The sequence below is a fragment of the Dyella terrae genome (assembly GCF_004322705.1).
Lineage (GTDB): Bacteria > Pseudomonadota > Gammaproteobacteria > Xanthomonadales > Rhodanobacteraceae > Dyella_D > Dyella_D terrae.
In genome coordinates this window covers 407,562-424,552 of the sequence record NZ_SIZZ01000001.1, presented here as the reverse complement: position 1 = coordinate 424,552, position 16,991 = coordinate 407,562, and the positions used below count along the sequence as shown (strand labels likewise).

13 protein-coding genes are annotated in these 16,991 nt (G+C 61.8%); 3 read left to right on the top strand and 10 right to left on the bottom strand.

Annotation, left to right across the window (positions count from 1 at the left end; translation table 11 throughout):
* Positions 1-537: 537 nt before the first annotated feature.
* The gene (locus EYV96_RS02065) at positions 538-2,016 is read right to left on the bottom strand and encodes an alpha/beta hydrolase (RefSeq protein ID WP_165488557.1); all 1,479 of its coding nucleotides are present in this window, start codon (positions 2,014-2,016) and stop codon (positions 538-540) included.
* Positions 2,017-2,243: 227 nt separating this feature from the next.
* Between EYV96_RS02065 and EYV96_RS02060 the strand changes: the two genes are divergently transcribed.
* On the top strand, positions 2,244-2,975 hold the full coding sequence (locus tag EYV96_RS02060; RefSeq protein WP_205746067.1) for a YoaK family protein: 732 nt from the start codon (positions 2,244-2,246) through the stop codon (positions 2,973-2,975).
* 239 nt (positions 2,976-3,214) lie between these two features.
* Positions 3,215-5,236: a BCCT family transporter gene (locus tag EYV96_RS02055; RefSeq protein ID WP_131149857.1), complete on the top strand. Its 2,022-nt coding sequence runs from the start codon at positions 3,215-3,217 to the stop codon at positions 5,234-5,236.
* Between the two features lie 9 nt (positions 5,237-5,245).
* Here the strand turns inward: EYV96_RS02055 and bla are convergent, their stop codons facing one another.
* The 6 genes from bla to EYV96_RS02025 all read right to left on the bottom strand — a co-directional run bounded on the left by bla (position 5,246) and on the right by EYV96_RS02025 (position 12,599).
* Positions 5,246-6,112, bottom strand: a complete 867-nt coding sequence (gene bla, locus EYV96_RS02050) for a class A beta-lactamase (RefSeq protein WP_131149856.1) — start codon at positions 6,110-6,112, stop codon at positions 5,246-5,248.
* Between the two features lie 123 nt (positions 6,113-6,235).
* Positions 6,236-7,276, bottom strand: a complete 1,041-nt coding sequence (locus EYV96_RS02045) for an alpha/beta hydrolase (protein WP_165488556.1) — start codon at positions 7,274-7,276, stop codon at positions 6,236-6,238.
* 73 nt (positions 7,277-7,349) lie between these two features.
* On the bottom strand, positions 7,350-8,090 hold the full coding sequence (locus EYV96_RS02040) for a 4'-phosphopantetheinyl transferase family protein (protein WP_131149854.1): 741 nt from the start codon (positions 8,088-8,090) through the stop codon (positions 7,350-7,352).
* A gap of 15 nt (positions 8,091-8,105) precedes the next feature.
* The gene (locus tag EYV96_RS02035) at positions 8,106-10,418 is read right to left on the bottom strand and encodes a putative bifunctional diguanylate cyclase/phosphodiesterase (RefSeq protein WP_131149853.1); all 2,313 of its coding nucleotides are present in this window, start codon (positions 10,416-10,418) and stop codon (positions 8,106-8,108) included.
* A gap of 291 nt (positions 10,419-10,709) precedes the next feature.
* Entirely contained in the window at positions 10,710-11,666 is a 957-nt protein-coding gene (locus tag EYV96_RS02030) for an alpha/beta hydrolase (protein WP_240732314.1), read from the bottom strand.
* 63 nt (positions 11,667-11,729) lie between these two features.
* The gene (locus EYV96_RS02025) at positions 11,730-12,599 is read right to left on the bottom strand and encodes an aldo/keto reductase family oxidoreductase (protein ID WP_131149852.1); all 870 of its coding nucleotides are present in this window, start codon (positions 12,597-12,599) and stop codon (positions 11,730-11,732) included.
* A gap of 110 nt (positions 12,600-12,709) precedes the next feature.
* On the opposite strand from EYV96_RS02025, the gene EYV96_RS02020 reads away from it, so the two are divergent.
* Positions 12,710-13,609: a LysR family transcriptional regulator gene (locus EYV96_RS02020; protein WP_131149851.1), complete on the top strand. Its 900-nt coding sequence runs from the start codon at positions 12,710-12,712 to the stop codon at positions 13,607-13,609.
* Between the two features lie 93 nt (positions 13,610-13,702).
* Here EYV96_RS02020 and EYV96_RS02015 read toward each other — a convergent pair whose 3' ends face one another.
* The 3 genes from EYV96_RS02015 to EYV96_RS18700 all read right to left on the bottom strand — a co-directional run bounded on the left by EYV96_RS02015 (position 13,703) and on the right by EYV96_RS18700 (position 16,945).
* Positions 13,703-14,332, bottom strand: a complete 630-nt coding sequence (locus tag EYV96_RS02015) for a response regulator transcription factor (protein ID WP_131149850.1) — start codon at positions 14,330-14,332, stop codon at positions 13,703-13,705.
* A gap of 97 nt (positions 14,333-14,429) precedes the next feature.
* Positions 14,430-15,068 carry a response regulator gene (locus tag EYV96_RS02010; RefSeq protein ID WP_131149849.1) on the bottom strand — a complete coding sequence of 213 codons (639 nt, stop codon included), beginning with the start codon at positions 15,066-15,068 and terminating at the stop codon, positions 14,430-14,432.
* A gap of 206 nt (positions 15,069-15,274) precedes the next feature.
* Complete coding sequence (locus tag EYV96_RS18700; protein ID WP_165488555.1) at positions 15,275-16,945, bottom strand: response regulator; 1,671 nt, start codon at positions 16,943-16,945, stop codon at positions 15,275-15,277.
* Positions 16,946-16,991: the final 46 nt, after the last annotated feature.

Here is a 16,991-nt window from a genome sequence, read left to right as displayed (position 1 = left end):
GTCGTTGCCCCTTTCTGAATTTTGAGCGTGACTGGCGTTGCACCCATGGCGCTCGTAGCGAACGCCATGACTGCCACCGCTAAAAGCAGTCGGTTCTTCATGACTATGGCCTCCCGTATTGCGTTAGGTGACCGCGCCCCCTGGCAAGGCTGCACATCGGCGGCACCGATGAACGCCTTCGCTAGTACGCATGGATTGCCCATGCGTTCGCGCACCTTACGCGCGAGAAAACGCAGGCGCCATCGGCCATTGGCATGATGCGATTTCAGGCGATTTCAAAGTGATGGCTAAGCGGCGAAGGTTCTGTCGATAGCGCTGCTTCCGCAGGAAACACAACGCAAGCTACGCGCAGGCTAAGCGCACGCTAAGCGGATGGAAGCGAGACAGCTTGCGCGATCCTGACGACAACATCTTGTCGTCGCACCGACGCAAATCGCACGCGCCAGATGACATTGCGTCACATTGGCATTCATCTCTATTCAGCGCTTGATCGCGACGATCGCAACGAAACATTCCGGCCGTGTGGCGATGGGTGATTCAGTGCCCATCGGCAACCTGCGGCGAAGGCTGGAACGTTGGCGTGGTGAAAACGATCTTCGGGGCATCAATGGTTGATGGAAGCTCAGGCATCACTCCGGTGCCGAGGAAACGATAGATCGCCGCCTTGGTGCCACTGTCTTCACGCAACAAATAGAACGTACCGTCATGACCGCCACGATGCACGATGATCGCGTGGGAACGAACAAAGTAAGGCAACAGCCCCAGCGTGTTTTCCACGGGGGTGGAAGTATCGAAATCGCCGTGCACGAAAACGACGGGGATGGTCGTGGTAACGGGTAACCGCAATTCATCGCCCATGTCCGGCGTCGGCCATGCGCTCCTTGAGCCCAGATAGGGCTCAAAATTCCAGGTACCCAGCATGTCCAGCGCCGGATCGGTCCGCATCTGAAATTCGCGTGCTGCACTGACGCCAAGACTCTGGTCCATCAAGGGGCCAATCAAGGTGACCGCCGAAGGCTGTCGATCCCGGGCTACTGAAGTTGCCCAGGACGTGTAGTGCCCGTAATAGATCGCCAGCACCAGCGCCGGCCAGTCATCGGCCACGGACGAGTTGTCGACAAGGAACTGCTGGAAATCGCCCACGCCGAGCGTGACGCGCTGTGACTTGCCCGTGGCCTGGTCGACGAGGTCGATCGTCACCGGCGCTTTGGCCAGACGATCGCGAACGACGCGAACCGCGGCCATCAAGCCTCCCTTGGGCATCCACGGTGCGAGGCCGGGATCGCGATCGGCGTCAAAGGCGATGCGCTGCATGGCGGCGTAGACGTGCGAGGGCATGTCATAGCCGTTGTCCAGCGGCTCGACACCGGAGAGCACGGCGCGCGCCACTCGGTCCGGATGCCGCCGCATGACGGCCATGCTCCACTGAGAGCCAAAGCTGCCTCCGAAAAGACTGATCTGCCGGTAGCCCAGCGCATGGCGAAGATCGTCGACGTCGTCGGCGCATGCGGCGATGGTGTAACCGGCAAGGTCGGCAGCTGGGTACGCCTTGCGGGCGGCTTCCGCCAAGGCAGCGTACCGACGAATTTTGGCTGCCGGCGTTTCCGGCTCGTCGAGCGGAAGTGGCGAGTTGTTGGCTCGGAGCATTTCCCCCATGGCCGTATAGCCGCGCTGCTCGATGATGACGACATCCGCCACATGGGTGAATCGCTCCCACATCGCCACGCGCGCCTGTGCACTCTCTGTCTTGCCTTCGAAATCATGCAAGACGCTCAGGCCAGGCCCACCAGGCAACCAGAATACCGGAGGCACGCCAACCGCTGCCCCGGAGGAGCGAATGCGCGCGAACCCCACCGGGATCAGCCGGCTATGCGCGACCTTGCGATTCTCGGGGACATAGAGGGTGCCTATTTCGTACCGCACGCTTCTGCCATCGGTCGTATGCAACGTCTTGACGGTGGATTCAATCGATCCCGCCTTGCGCTCCCCGGCCTGGAGACACTTTATCGGCAGCATGCATAACGCGAGCGCGAGCACCAACGGGGACCACCGGAACAGACGGGCCATGGGGATATCCAGCGCCGGATTGGGGTATGCCGATCCTTTTGGACGGCCAAACGACTGTCAAGTGCCAATGCCGCCCGATCGCCATAGGTCATGGTTTGACGGGCGACGTGGCACGGGGCCATTCACCACGCCTCTACCGGCGCGAGGGACAGTAGAATGGTGGGCGCCGATACCCCATGCACGAGGCCACGATGCTCATTCGCCAGGGAACTGCGCGCGACCACGCGACGGATCGGCGTCTTGCCTGCATTCTCGCGGCGATCGCCGGCGCCGTGAATACCGCGGCCTTCCATGCAGTGGGCTTCTTCTCAGCCAATATGACCGGCAACGTATCGGCCCTGTCCGATCATGCGTCCCGCGCGGACTGGATGATCGGCGTGTTCTATCTTGCAATCATCATCGTTTTCATCATCGGCGCGGCGTTTTCATCACTGGTGATCAATTCCGGACGCCGGCGTCAGATGCCAGGCATTTACGCGTGGGTCGTGATGATCGAGGCCCTGTTGATGGCCGCACTTGGGGCCGCCGAACTGGCGCTCCCGGGCGCCCAACGGGGGCCGATGTTGGTGCTTGGACTTGCGTTTCTCATGGGCCTGCAGAATGCCGTCGTGACTCAGATTTCCGATGCTCGCGTGCGTACAACACATGTATCGGGCATGTCGACGGACATCGGGATAGGCCTGAGCATGCTGTTCGATATCGCGCGGCGACGCGAACCGCGTACCGAACTGGCGGCCCACGTCACCCGGTTGCGACTGCATACCCAGACTGTGCTCTCTTTCCTCGCTGGCGGCGTGGCCGGCGTACTTGCGTACCAGAGGATCGCAACGAATGTCCTGTTCGTCGCCGCCGCGATTCTGATGCTCATAGCGACGCTGGGACTCCATCGTTCGCGCAGGGCTCGTTGAATCGTCGCGTAATCTTCACGTCATCGTTTCGCGGCGGCCTCATGCGTGCCAAACTTGGGCCGAGATGAGACCGGGCCTGAACGCCCATGAGACAAAGCCTTAAGGTGGCTTGCGGGTCTTGCGGCTTAGGCGCAGTTTGCGGCCCTAGTCGCGCCCCCTGTCATCGGGAGTCAGGCGTTATCGCCAGACTGCATGGCGGTGTATGGAGCCCGCTCCCTGGCATTGACGGGAATGATTCAATGCAAACTCCACAGCGAACACACCACACCACCTTCAAGGCACCCGTGGTCGTGCCGTCATTGATCGTCGTCGGACTGCTCCTGCTTGTCTGCTCACTTTGGCCGGCCGCATCGGGCGCGCGCTTCATGGCTGCGCAGGCGTGGGTGATTGCGCGATTTGACTGGTTCTTTGTGCTGTCGGTGGCGATCTTCGTGATCTTCCTCCTTGTTGTCGCACTCAGTCGCTTCGGCAGCATCAAGCTGGGCCCTGACGACGTGGCTCCGGAGTTCAGCTTCGTATCATGGACCGCCATGCTTTTCGCGGCGGGCATGGGCATTGGCTTGATGTACTTCGGTGTCGGCGAGCCGATCCAGCATTTTGTCTCTCCGCCCAACGCCGTGGCGGCGACGCCGGAAGCGGCCCGCGAAGCCATGCTGATGACGTTCTTCCACTGGGGCTTCAGCGCATGGGCCGTTTACGGGGTCATGGGACTGGTGCTGGCGTACTTCGGATTTCGTTACAACCTTCCCCTGACCTTCCGCTCGGGCCTCTACCCCATCTTGCGCGAACGCGTGAATGGCGTGCTCGGTCATGCCGTGGATGCCTTTGCGCTGGTGGGCACGATTTCAGGCATTGCCACTACGTTGGGCTTTGGCGTCATGCAGATGAGCGCCGGCATGCACCTGGTTGCCGGATGGCAGGTGGACGGGCTGGGATTCAAGCTCGGGCTAGTTGCTGTCGTCGTAGCGCTGGCTGGCTTGTCGGCGGCGACGGGTCTCGACAAAGGCGTGCGGCGGCTGTCCGAAATGAACCTGATGCTGGCGATTGCGCTGATGCTGTTCGTGGCGATTGCCGGCCCGACCGCCTTCTTGCTTCGCGCGTTCGGAGACAATCTTGGGAACTATCTCTCCAGCCTGATAGAGCTTTCTTTCCACACATACGCTTACAAGGCGCCGAACGAAAAGGACTGGTTCGCGAACTGGACAATCCTTTACTGGGCGTGGTGGGTTTCGTGGTCGCCGTTCGTAGGCATGTTCATTGCGCGCATCTCGCGCGGCCGAACAATTCGACAGTTCGTCATCGGCGTGCTGCTGGTACCAACGGCGTTCAACCTGATCTGGATGACCGTGTTCGGCAACAGTGCCATCTGGCTCGATACGCACTCGGCCGCGGGCGCGTTGACCCAGACGGCCGCCAATGTCGATGCCCTGCTCTTCCGGTTCTTCGAATACTTGCCGATGACGTCGATACTGTCTGTTGCGGCCATCATCCTGGTCGGCGTGTTCTTCGTGACATCGGCCGATTCCGGCGCGTTTGTCATCGATTCCATTGCCTCGGGGGGCGCGCCGGAGTCTCCGGTTTGGCAACGCTTGTTCTGGGCCACCTTGCTCGGTGTCACGGCGGTGGTACTGATCGTCGCCGGCGGTTTGAAGGCGCTCCAGGCCGTGACGCTTATCGCCGCGCTACCAGTCACCGTGGTGATGCTCGCACTCTGCTATGGCCTTTGGCGCGGACTGATGGCCGACGACGCGCATTACTCACAAAGCATGGCGCCCGCGACCCAGTTCTGGACGGGGCAGCACTGGCGCCTTCGCTTGTCCCGGATGCTCAAAGACCACACTGAGGAGGACGCGAAGCAGTTCATTCGTCAGGTCGTCACTCCGGCGCTTCAGACGGTGACCAACGAACTTCGCACGTCGGATGTCGTCGCACGCGTCGTGAAGGATTCGGATGAGGTCGTACAGCTCTCGATTCCCTCGGCCAGCCAGCGTGACTTCGTGTATGGCGTTCATGTGCTGAAGAAAACCGCCCCCAGCTTTCTGCCACGCGATGCCGCGGAACCGGCTTCGGAGCAACCGCACACGTACGACATATCAACGTTCTTCGCCGACGGTCGCGAAGGCTATGTGATCAGCTATCTTCGTCCCGAAGAAATCATCGCTGACGTGCTTCGCCAGTATGAACGCTATGTTCTGCTCGCTTCCGACCACCGGACTGACCTCCTGAAAGGTGCCCCCGAGCATACGAACGCGCCCCGATGAGAGTGAGCGTCAACCGTCAACAACCATCCGGCCGATCTCCGCCAACACGTGGCTGCGAACATCGTCGCTGACATCTGGATGGGCGTAGTAGGCCACGATAAGCACCGGCTTGCGGCCGGGCGGCCAGGCAAGCGTGATGTCGTTCGTCTCGCCGTGCGAACCGCGACCGGTCTTGTCGCCAGCAAGCCATGCCGGGGGAAGTCCCGCACGGATGGCGGTCAATCCCGTCGTAGTTTGCTTCATCCACGCGGCGAGTTGCTCGCGCGATGCGGGTGACAGTGCATCGCCCAGCATGACTTTTTCGACGCTCCCGAGCATCGCCTTTGGCGATGTCGTGTCCAGATCGCCATGGGCGACGTTCAATGTGGGCTCGTTGCGATCGAGCCGGGTCACATGATCACCCAGGCTCCGCAGAAAGCCGTTGAAAGCCATCAGGCCACCCAGGCTTTCCAGCAGCAAATTCGCCGCCGTATTGTCGCTCACGGTGATGGCCGCCTGGCACAACTCACCGACCGTCATGCCTTCGCCACCTGCATGTTGCCGGGTGATCGGCGCGTGCGACAGCAGCACATCCGGCCCAAATACGATCCTGCGATCAAGGGACTCAGCCCCTTTGTCCACGCGAGCGAGGATGGCCGCCGCCTCGAGCAGCTTGAACGTGCTGCACATAAGAAAGCGCTCGTCCTGGCGGTGCCCTGCCTTCTGCCCGGTTTCAAGGTCGTGTATCGCCACACCCAGCCGGCCGCCAAAGCGACGCTCGAGGTCAGCGAACTTGTCCTGCTTGCCGGCGACCGGTTTCGCCGACGACACCCACGGAGAAGCTCCCAGGGCGAGGACCCCGTACACGCCACCTTTCAAAACGCTGCGTCGATCCATGCCATGGGTTCCTTCGAAGGCTTTTCCGCCGACCGATACTGTCGCCGGGATCGGCCCGCGCAGGGCCGACCTTGAGGAATTTCCCGGGCAAGCCGCGTACCAACCGTCTTGCACATCAGCAAGTCACTTCCTTCGCGCGATGCCTACCGCCTGCTCGATGGCATCGATCACCACCTGTGGCTTGTCGAACTGGATGTAGTGGCCGCTATGGGGCACGATGATGTTGATGCCTCGCGTAGACATGCTCGCCACCTGCGTATGCATATCCTCCCACAGCAGGGTCCGCTGGTTGCGCTCGACCTGGGTTTCGTCATCGCGCTTGGGAAAAGGCGAATGCGTCAGGACGATGATCGGCATGCTGCCGAAATCCTTGCGCGTCGCGCGCGTCTCGCGGGCGCTTTCGTAGAAGACGTTTTCACGCTCGGATGCCGCGGCCGCCTGATATGCCGGCAAAACTTCACGCCGGGTCCGCGCCTGGTTGATGGCATCGCTAATGCGCGTATCGCTCGTTCCCAGGCATGTGGCATACATGGGCGAGCCCTCGATCAGACCCTTCTGAGCCTCGGCAATGCAGGCATGCGTTTCCTTCAGCCAGGCATCCCACTTAGCCTGCGCACCTTCCTCGCCAATGGCCCAGCCGCGCACCGACTGATCCTCGTGCGAACCTTCGACCACCACCATTCCCACCACGTCGGCGGGATACTTATCGGCAAACACTCGCACGTTCATGCCTGCCATCGAGTGGCCGACCATCACGTACGGCGGCATCACCTTCGCCGCCCTGAGCAAGGCATGCAGGTCTTCTGACTGATTGACCGGCGTACTGGTTCGCCGCGCCGGATCGCTGAAACCCAGCCCCGCGCGATCGAACGAACAAACCCGGGTGATTTTCGCAAGCGAAGGCTGCACCAGCGCCCAGGACACCATCGAGTCACTCATGCCGGCATCAAGGATGACGGTGGGCGAACCCGAGCCCTGGCAATAGAGGTTCAGGCGCTGGCCCTGGCCAATATCGACCAGGCGAACCGGTTTGGTATAGATCTCATCCGTAATCAAAGGCGCCGGCCTGGCGGCATCCGCGGCGACGTGCGCCGAGAACGACAAAGCCACCCACGCGAATGCACACGCGCGCCCCATCGGACCGAACGTCCTACGCTTGCCCATGAATGTGCCTTCCCCTGTCGATGCCATCAAGCTTATCCCAGCACGTCCTGTTCGGGCATCGACAACGTTGCATTTACCACGCGATATGAGTGAGCAGCATGTTGCCGGCAATCCGACATGCACCGACGTCAATCACATCACCCTGGCGGAACGCGTCACACAGGTGCTCCGTCAGTTGCAGGCGCATCGTGCCACGGCCCGGCTGAAAATCGATAAGTCGAACCACACTGAAATCGAAGTAGTGGCCCACCACGTCAAATGCCGCCTTGAAGAAACTTTCCTTCGCGGAGAACACGGTGGTCAACGCAAGATCCAGCGACAACATCGCGACTTCGCGCTTCAGGTACGTCAGCTCACGGTCGTTGACCACCGTTTCCGAAAGCGCGTGACACGCTTCCGCGCTGGCGACCCGTTCGATATCGATGCCAATGCCCGAACGAGGTCCGCGACGCTCGACGGCGGCACCGACCACGCCATGGGCATGCGAGATGCTGCCAACGATGCCTTCAGGCCAGAGCGGTTGCCTGGACGCACCCATGCCGATGTCGCCCACGTCGAGTCCCAGCGCCGATAGTGCATGCCGCGCCATGAGGCGGCCATGGAAGTACTCGGCCTGCCGTTTGGGCACGCTGCGGGAAATCGAAGGCGGCTGCGCCACGCCGTGTTGCGCGAATGCCGAAGCATCGAAGGCCTGAGTATCGAACCGCATCAGGTAAGCGCGCAGACCGGCGCCATCGGCCACAGGCAGCTCGAGGTGAACCGGCTTGCCGGGCGCCATACCCTCCAGAATCAGATGATCGGGCAATGAACCCATTCGCCGGGTACTCCGTCAGAAACCCGGCCGCGTCGCGAGAAAATGCTTCACCTCGCTTTCTTCAAGCGGGTGGCCGATGAAGAAACCTTGCGCATAGTCACAGCCCATGTCCTTCACCTGACGAAGCTGCTCTGCGGTTTCGACGCCCTCGGCGACGACTTCAAAATGCAGCTTGTGGCTGAGGTTGACGATGGCGCCGACGATATCCGCCGCCATGCTTTCCTTGTGCATCGCCTGGACGAAACTCTTGTCGATCTTGATGCGATCGAAGGGAAAACGATAGAGATAGCCAAGGCTCGCATGACCGACACCAAAATCATCGAGCGCGAGCTTCACGCCGAGTGCCTTGAGCTGCCGCATCACCGAGATCACCACCTGATCGTCTTCAAGCAGCGCCGACTCGGTCACCTCGAAGTAGCAACGCGAAGGATCGATGCCGGTGCGCGCGATGCTGTCGCGCACGCGCTCGGGCAACGAAGGGTCGCGGAATTCGTAGGCGGGAAGATTGATGGACAGCGCGAGCTGATCTGGCCATTGCGCCGCCGCGTCGAACGGCGAACGGGCCACCATGCGCTCGATGGGCAGCATCAATCCGGTGCTTTCGGCAATGGGAATGAAAACATCCGGCGGTACCTGGCCACGGCGTGGACAGTGCCAGCGCAACAGGGCCTCGAAACCGGTGACCGCATCCTGGCGCAGCTGACAGATCGGCTGGTACATCATGTACAGCTGAGTGGTTCCGATCGCGCGGCGCAGGTCCTGTTCGATCGACACGCGCTCCTGGCGCGGGCGATCGGCGGCAGACTCGAACCAGCGATGGGCGCCAGCGCCCGCTTCCCGGGCGCGATACATCGCGGATGTCGCATCCTGGATTAACTGTGCCCAGTCACCAGGCCGCGCAAGCCTGGCCATGCCGATGGAGGCATTCAGTGCCAGCTCGCGTTCGCCAAAGGCGTACGGTGGTTGCAGAACGTGCAGCAGCTGCCGGGCAAGCGCCTCCGCACCGTCGCCGTAACGCACGATGCCGAAGTGCTCCGTGGCGAGCCGTCCCACCACGTCGTCGTCGTCGAGCACGCTGCGAACGCGCTCGGCCATCTCGGCAAGAATGCGTTCGCTCGCCTGGTGAGTAAGCGAGCGCGATACCGCCTGGAGTCGATTGATGCTGAGCATCAACATCTCTCGAGGCTCGCGACGCTCGTCGCGCAACACTTCTTCGAGCCCCGGCCGATTCAGGAAACCGGTCGCCTGGTCGTGGGTCAGGGTTTCCAGAAAGCGGTGCTGGGCATGCCATTCGGAGATGCCCTTTTGGTGCGTCATCCAGCGCTGGCGAATCCACAGCCCGAACATCGCGCACGCAATCAGCAGACCGATGGCGGCCGTGGCAATCACCACGGCCTCGAAGCCCGCCCTGCCCGCCAGGATGGCCGCCATGGGCTTCATGGCCGTGTAGACCACCAGCGAGTTGCTGGTGCCAAGCACCGTCACCAGCCAGCGCTGCCCGCGATCGTCGACGGCCTCGAAGTTGCCACCGTCCTGCGCCACGGCGTGACTCCACGGGGCGAGGAGCCAGTCCGGAATGCCAGGCGACATATCCGGGTGACTGAGCAATTCCGTGCCGTTGGGCAAAGAAACCACGGAGGAGATCGACTCGGCGGTGAGCGTACTGAAAGGCCGTTCGAGCGTGCGCTTCAACAGATAGGCAACGACCACGCCAAGAATGCGCCCGTCGCTGGACCGGACCACGCGACCAGCGGCAAGGCTTGGCATGCCCCACAGATCCGACGAACCAGCGTCCATGAGGAAGGTTCGCGTGATGGGTGTGCGAATCGCCTCGTTCCACAACTGCAACGTGCCGCCCAGCAAGGCTGGCGAAGGGTGCAGGGTCTGCGATGACACCGCCCACATACCCTGGCTGTCGAGCACGTTCATGCTGACCACCGACGGCAGCACGGCAGTCTGGTGGATCAGTTCCTCGCGCAGTTGGATGGAGACGTCGGCGTCATGGAGATCGCCGTGGGTGGCATCCAGCACGAGCAGGTGCCGCCCGATGCTGGCCAATGCCAGGTCAATATCCTGCAGGTCACGATTCGTTGCCGCTGCGGCAAGCGCCAGGGATGATCGCAATTTCAGCTGCTCTGCCTGGACGGCTTCGCGACGATGCTGGCCAATGATCCAGACCACCGCCCCTATGGCAACGGCCAGCCCGAGCAAAAGCAGCCCGACGTAGAGCCATGGGCGCCACGGAGCAAGTATTTGCGGTTGAAGTGCTGCCGATCGTCCCTGAGTCGCGCTCGATGCTTCAACGGATGGCGAGGGGGATGACGACATCCTGTCCCCTCACGAAATTTCGTGCTTCTGCAACGCAAATTCGGTCGTAAGGCTCCGAACGCAAACCACCCCTGCCCCCTTGTGACTCGACACGTGGCGCGCCCCTGCGCGCCATCCAAGCGCCTTAAAGTGCAGGCAGGCAGTCGGCACTGTCAACCAATGGTTTTGGTGACCGGCCATGAGGGGGCTCAAGTCCGTTCAAGGCCGGTGCAGCGGGCCCTGAATTCCATCGAAGGAGTAGCTCACCGCAAGGTGCCGATGGGCCCGCGGTCCCGGAACAGGTGCGAAGCGTCACCCACTCACGTAAGGCCCGGTCCCCGGAAACGTGGCCAGCAAGGCACGCGTGAGCACGGCGGGATAGACAGTGAAGTGGTCCTCGCCCTGGACGACGGAAGTACTCACCTTCAGGCCCTGGTAGCCCCGGGTTCGCAGTCGCCTGGCGAACTCGTTGTTGTCGCGCAGCAGATCGTTGTGCCGGAAATAGCGCGGGCCCGGCTTCACCGTTTCGTAGCTGCCCACCGAAAGCAGCACGTTGGCGGCGAGTACGCGATGGTCACGCGCATACGCTTCCTCGAACTTGCGAATGACGTGATCGTCGTACCACAGCGACGGGCTGGACAGGATGTACGTGTGGAACATCGCGGGACGCGTCAGCAGCACGAAGGCACCGAAGAGCCCGCCATACGAATGGCCAGCGAAGGCACGGCGGGAAGAATCGGTACGGTAGCGCGTATCGATCTGCGGCAGCACCGTATCGGCCAGAAAATCACGGTATGTCGCGGCGTCGCCGTATTCGGGAACACCGTAGTTGTCCGGATCGCTCAGATTGGGCACGGTCGGCGTGTAATCGCGCGAACGACTTTGCAAGGAGGTCAGCCCCTCCTGAGGCGGAAGCCCCACCAGGATGAAGTCTTCGATGTTGACGCCTTTCTGCCCAACCAGATTGCGCAGGCTGCGCACGAGCGGAAAGCTGTACAGCGCATCCGTGACATAGAGCACGGGGTAGCGCTGGTTGGGGTGCTCGGCGTAACGGGCCGGCAAGGCGACCCAGATCGGATAGGTGCGACCGTGCGGACCGGCGAGGGAAAACGATTCGGTGTCCGGCAGCACGACGCCGGCCACGGGCGGCGGCGGCGCGATGGTGGAACTGCGCGCCGCAGTCGCGGGGGCGCGATCGGCCGCCCAGCCGCATGCCATCACGCCACACAGCAACATTCCCCACAGCAGTCCCTGCTTTCCACGGCGCATCGTCGACGTCCATCCCGTATGAGAGCCGCGCATAGTGACATGGGCGGCTCGCGTACGGCGAGGTCAGTGCGCGGCGATGCGCTCCAGAGCATTCAACACATCGGGTGGGAGCACAAGGTCCGCGGCCGCCAGGTTCTCGCGCAAATGCCCCACTGACGACGTGCCAGGGATCAGCAACACGTTGGGCGACCTGGCCAGCAGCCATGCGAGCGCGACCTGCATCGGCGTCACCCGCAGACCCGCAGCGACCGCGTCGAGCGAATCCGATTGCAGCGGCGAGAAACCGCCAAGCGGGAAGAACGGCACGAAGGCAATACCTTTGCCCGCCAGGTCGTCGACCAGGGCATCGTCCCGTCGATGCACCAGGTTGTAATGGTTCTGGACGCACACCACCGGCGCGATGCGGCTCGCCTCGGCCACCTGCGTCGACGTAGCGTTGCTCAGGCCAAGGTGTCGGATCAGGCCCTGCTGCTGCAACTCGGCCAGCGCGGTGAACTGGGGCTCAATCGAACCTTCGCCGGGCTCGAAGACATTGCCCATGATGCGCAGGTTGACGACATCGAGTGCGTCGAGGCCAAGGTTGCGCAAATTGTCATGAACGGCGCTGCGCAGTTCGTCGGGGCTCTGTGCGGGCAACCACGAGGCGTCGTCGCCGCGCCGCGCGCCGACCTTGGTCACGATGACAAGGTCATCCGCATAGGGATGGAGGGCTTCCCGGATGATCTGGTTAGTGATGTGGGGCCCGTAGAAATCACTGGTGTCGATATGGTTGACGCCCGCCTCCACGGCGGCGCGCAGCACGGCCATGGCGGCGGCCCGGTCCCTGGGAGGCCCGAACACTCCCGGCCCGGCCAGTTGCATGGCGCCATACCCCATGCGGGCCACGGCGGCATCACCAAGACGAAAGGTTCCGGAATTCATCAGCTTGCTCATAGAGGCTCCACGCAATGAAGGGGTCGAAACGGGTACCGGAAAACTATAGGCGTGCCGTCATTGCGCGATAATCCGGTCAAATCCATACAGGCTGTACGGATATCAAAACAATGAACAACCAGCTGCAGGATCTTTTCGCCTTCCTCGCGGTAGTACGCGCGGGAGGATTTCGGGATGGTGCAAGGGCCAGTGGGACGTCGGCATCGAGCCTTAGTGAGGCCGTAAGGCGCCTCGAAAGCCGACTGGGCGTCCGCCTGCTCCATCGCACCACGCGCAGCGTGACGCCCACGGAAGCGGGCGCGCGCTTGGCGGAGCGCCTGCTGCCGGCCCTGGGTGAAGTCGAAGCGGCGCTGGATATCGTGAACAGCTTCCGTGACCGTCCAACCGGAACCCTGCGGCTAAATGTACCCGCCAGCGTGGCACGACTTACGCTTCCGCCCATCATCACGCCCTTCCTGGCGACTTATCCGGAGATCAAGCTGGAAGTCATCGTCGAGGACAGTTTCGTCGATGTACTGGCGGCAGGGTGCGATGCAGGGATTCGCTATGACGAGCGACTTGAGCAGGACATGATCGCCATTCCCATCGGTCCACGCAGGCAACGCTTCGCAACCGCGGCGGCGCCGGCGTATCTGGACGCGCATGGTCGCCCCGCACATCCCCGCGAACTGCTGCAGCACGCCTGCCTGCGAGGACAGTTCAACAGTGGGTCCATTCCACCCTGGGAATTCGAATGCGATGGCGAGGTGATCCGAGTGGATCCCGACGGACCCTTGCTCGTGCGCCTGGGTGCGGGCGTGGACCTGAAGGTCGATGCTGCCGTCAGTGGCCTCGGCATCGTCCATCTCTTCGAAGAATGGCTCCAACCCCATCTGGACAGTGGTGCACTCGAACCGATTCTGCAGCCGTGGTGGCAGACATTCTCCGGGCCGTATCTCTATTACCCCGGACGCCGGCATTTGCCCGCTCCGCTTCGCGCGTTCGTCGATTTTGTAAGGTCGCTGGCTTAGCTGGCCGAATGTCACGCCTGCGACATGTCAGCTGGATGCGCACGCCATCCTTCTGCCGCACGATGCCCCCGAACCTGCGCCGGGCATGACCGGCTAGCGAAGAATGCGGCTGCTTCGGGCCAGATCGATCAGGTCACGAATGTTGGCAAGCCCCAGCTTGTCCATCACGTTTTTCTTGTGTGCACTGACGGTCTTGTTGCTGATCATCATGTGGCGGGCGATATCGATATTCGACATGCCCTGCGCGAGACACCGGAATACTTCGAACTCCCGCTTTCCCAGCGAACTCAGTGGACCACCCTGGCCTACCGTGATGACATTCGCGGCAGCCGCCATGATTTCCTTATCGAAATAGATCTTCCCACGCACCACCAGTTGCGACGCCATACTGATGTCCGTCATCGCAGCACTCTTGTGCACGAATCCATCGGCTCCCGCGCGGAACGCACGCACGCCGTTGACGACTTCATCGCCCGCGGAAATCATCAGGATGGCCATGCTCTCGCCCGACTGTCGAAGTCGATGGACGACTTCGACGCCGCCAAGCAGCGGTATGTCCAGATCGATGATCAGCAAGTCAGGCCGCATCTCCCTCGCGGCAGCCAGACCGGACGTGCCACTGGTGCATTCGGCAAGCACGCGAAACTCCCCCACTTTCTCCAACAAGCCGCGAACGGCCCCGTTAATCATCGGATGGTCGTCGACAATGATTGCAGTGAACATATTCTGGCGTCCCTGTGTAATTGGCGAAACACGGACCGTCCACTTCCATGACGGCCGTTTCAGAAGCGGGCGCCCTCCCCGACGGGCGCCCTGTGAATCAGTAACCAGCCTCCACCGCGTAGGCGTAAATCTCCATGTCGGAGCGCAGCCCGAGCTTCTTCATCGCGTCGGTCTTCTGCTTGCTGACGGTCTTGACGCTTCGATCAAGCTTGCGTGCGATCTCAGTGACACTCATGCCGGCCACGAGCAAGCGAATGACTTCGCCTTCCCGATCGGTCAGGCGACTGACCGAATGGGCACCGAACCGCGCGAGTCTCCCCTCGAAAGTTGAACTGACAAAAATGTGTCCGGCTGTTGCCAATCGAATGGCCGTGTGCACTTCGGACATCGCCGTGCTTTTATCGACAATGGCACGCACGCCAGTCGCGAGCAAGGCCTGCAGGAGGCCGACATTTCGCAACATGGTAAGAACAATCACCGGAAGCTGCGGTCGCATCGAGCGCAAGCGCTCGATCAAACGAATGCCATCGGGCGAACTGTCACTGGGCATCACGTAGTCGGTGACCACCGCATCGCATTCGATCCTGTCGAGCAACGACAGCAACTCAACAGGACACGATGCCTCTCCCACTACTTGAATCTCGCTTCCTTCGAGCACGGCGAGCACGCCCTTGCGAATGATGGGGTGATCGTCCGCAAGAATGATTCGGATGCTTTGATCGGCAGGTACGGTCATGAGCAAACTCCTTTCCTTATTTTGGTTATTGTCCTCACGATGCTCCGCTGCGTGTCACGCGGCACGCTCCACCTGCGCGTGCCAGAAGCAGCGCGAAGGCAACCCGAGCCGACCATTTGCCCACGCGGCCAGGCACCCTTTGAAGGATTCTTGCGTCCATGCAGAACGGGTTTCCATGCGACGTTTCTGAATCTCCTTAGCGAATATCAATGCACACGTAGGAATGTGTCGTGCTTTTGATCTGCACCTGCCCTATCGCCGGATTCGATCAGGCCGCCCCTGCCCGACTTCATCCATGCGTCGATCTTGTCACCCAGCACCTTGAGGCGGAGTGGTTTGGATATGACGTCATCCATGCCCGCCTTCAGGCATCGCCTGACCTGGTCCGGCATGACGTTTGCCGTCAGGGCGATGATGGGTATCCGGCCACCCGATGGCATGGCGCGCACTCGAGTCGCCAGCTCGTAGCCATCCATATCGGGCATGTGGCAATCGGTGAGGAGCATGGCGTACTCCCTCGCCTCAAGCCGCTGCAATGCCATACGCCCATGCTCGGCCAGATCAAAAGTCCAGCCCAGGCGCTCAAGTTGCTGGCCGAGCACGTCGCGCACCAGCGGGTGATCGTCGACAACCAGAATGCGTCGAGTGGCAAGGCCATCCGAGATGCTTCGTTGAGCCGTAGGCGACCGACCCGCCAGGTGTTCAGATGCCTCGATCAACCCGGCTATTCGACCGAGTGCGTCACAAAGCGCACGCCAGGATGAAGGATCGCCATCGATGCGGATCGCATGGGCGTCGGTGGCTGCCGTTCGCGCGCTCAGGAGCAAATGCGTACGCGTTGTCTCGTCCTGCGGCGACTCAACGTCGATTCGCATGTGAGCATCTGACATCAGCGATGCATCGGGGGAAAGAATGACCTCTGCCCCCATCGCGAACAGATGCTCCACGAGGCCTTCGTTGGCAGCAGGCGATGGATGCTGCACGAGGATACGACGGCCGCGCACTGCGCCAAACGTTACGCGCTGTTCTGCGACCGGCACGACGCCGGACACGACGAAGCTCGTGCCATTGCCCGGCTCGCTCTCAAACGTCAGCTGCAGGTCCAGCAATTTGCAGAGCCGCTGAACAATGGCGAGGCCCAGGCCGGTGCCGCCGCATGACCGCTTGGCGGCCGATGGCTCCCGGGGAAAGAAAAGCTCCGCATGCCGTTCCAAAGCGATGCCGATTCCGGTGTCGACGACACGGAGCGCGACGCACTGACTGGCATCCCTGGCGGGCTCGGCATGCATTTCTATCCGAACACTGCCTTCGCGGGTGAACTTGATCGCGTTGCTCACCAGGTTGAAGATGATCTGTCGCCAACGGACGCTGTCGCCGACCAGCATGCCTGCCACGCTTCGACCGACAACCACCTGCACCGCCAGCCCCTTGCTGCGCGCCTGGGGAAGGAGAGGCGCCAGAACCTCATCGAGGTGCTCCCTGGGATCGAAGGGCATTCGATCCACGGTCATGCGGCCCGCCTCCATCTTCGAGAAATCAAGAATGTCGTCGATGATCCGAAGCAAGGTGCGGGACGATTCGCCGGCGACCCGAACGAGGCTGCGCTGGCGCGCATCAAGTCGTGAATGCTCCAGCAGTTCCAGCGTTCCCAACACCCCGTTCATGGGTGTGCGTATTTCGTGGCTCATGAGGGCGAGAAAGCGGATGCGCGCTTCGGCAGATCGCTCCGCCATGGATTGCGCGATGCGGCACTTTTCGGCCTCGCGACGCTCATCGCTTATGTCCAGCCAGCAGCCGATCCAGTCCCTTCCCGAAGCATCGTCGTGCGCGACTTCGCTGACGTGGGCCCGCAACCACCGCTCCTCGCCATCGATCAATGTCCGGAATTCACCATTCGCCAGGCGTCCATGGCTTAGCAGGTCG

Coding starts and splice junctions, on each gene's coding strand:
- EYV96_RS02015 (WP_131149850.1), bottom strand. CDS start 14,332: ATGTTCACTGCAATCATTGTCGACGACCATCCGATGATTAACGGGGCC.
- EYV96_RS02010 (WP_131149849.1), bottom strand. CDS start 15,068: ATGACCGTACCTGCCGATCAAAGCATCCGAATCATTCTTGCGGACGAT.
- bla (WP_131149856.1), bottom strand. CDS start 6,112: ATGGATCGACGCAGCGTTTTGAAAGGTGGCGTGTACGGGGTCCTCGCC.
- EYV96_RS02040 (WP_131149854.1), bottom strand. CDS start 8,090: ATGGGTTCATTGCCCGATCATCTGATTCTGGAGGGTATGGCGCCCGGC.
- EYV96_RS02030 (WP_240732314.1), bottom strand. CDS start 11,666: ATGCGCCGTGGAAAGCAGGGACTGCTGTGGGGAATGTTGCTGTGTGGC.
- EYV96_RS02060 (WP_205746067.1), top strand. CDS start 2,244: ATGCACGAGGCCACGATGCTCATTCGCCAGGGAACTGCGCGCGACCAC.
- EYV96_RS02025 (WP_131149852.1), bottom strand. CDS start 12,599: ATGAGCAAGCTGATGAATTCCGGAACCTTTCGTCTTGGTGATGCCGCC.
- EYV96_RS02020 (WP_131149851.1), top strand. CDS start 12,710: ATGAACAACCAGCTGCAGGATCTTTTCGCCTTCCTCGCGGTAGTACGC.
- EYV96_RS02065 (WP_165488557.1), bottom strand. CDS start 2,016: ATGCTGCCGATAAAGTGTCTCCAGGCCGGGGAGCGCAAGGCGGGATCG.
- EYV96_RS02055 (WP_131149857.1), top strand. CDS start 3,215: ATGCAAACTCCACAGCGAACACACCACACCACCTTCAAGGCACCCGTG.
- EYV96_RS02035 (WP_131149853.1), bottom strand. CDS start 10,418: ATGTCGTCATCCCCCTCGCCATCCGTTGAAGCATCGAGCGCGACTCAG.
- EYV96_RS02045 (WP_165488556.1), bottom strand. CDS start 7,276: ATGGGCAAGCGTAGGACGTTCGGTCCGATGGGGCGCGCGTGTGCATTC.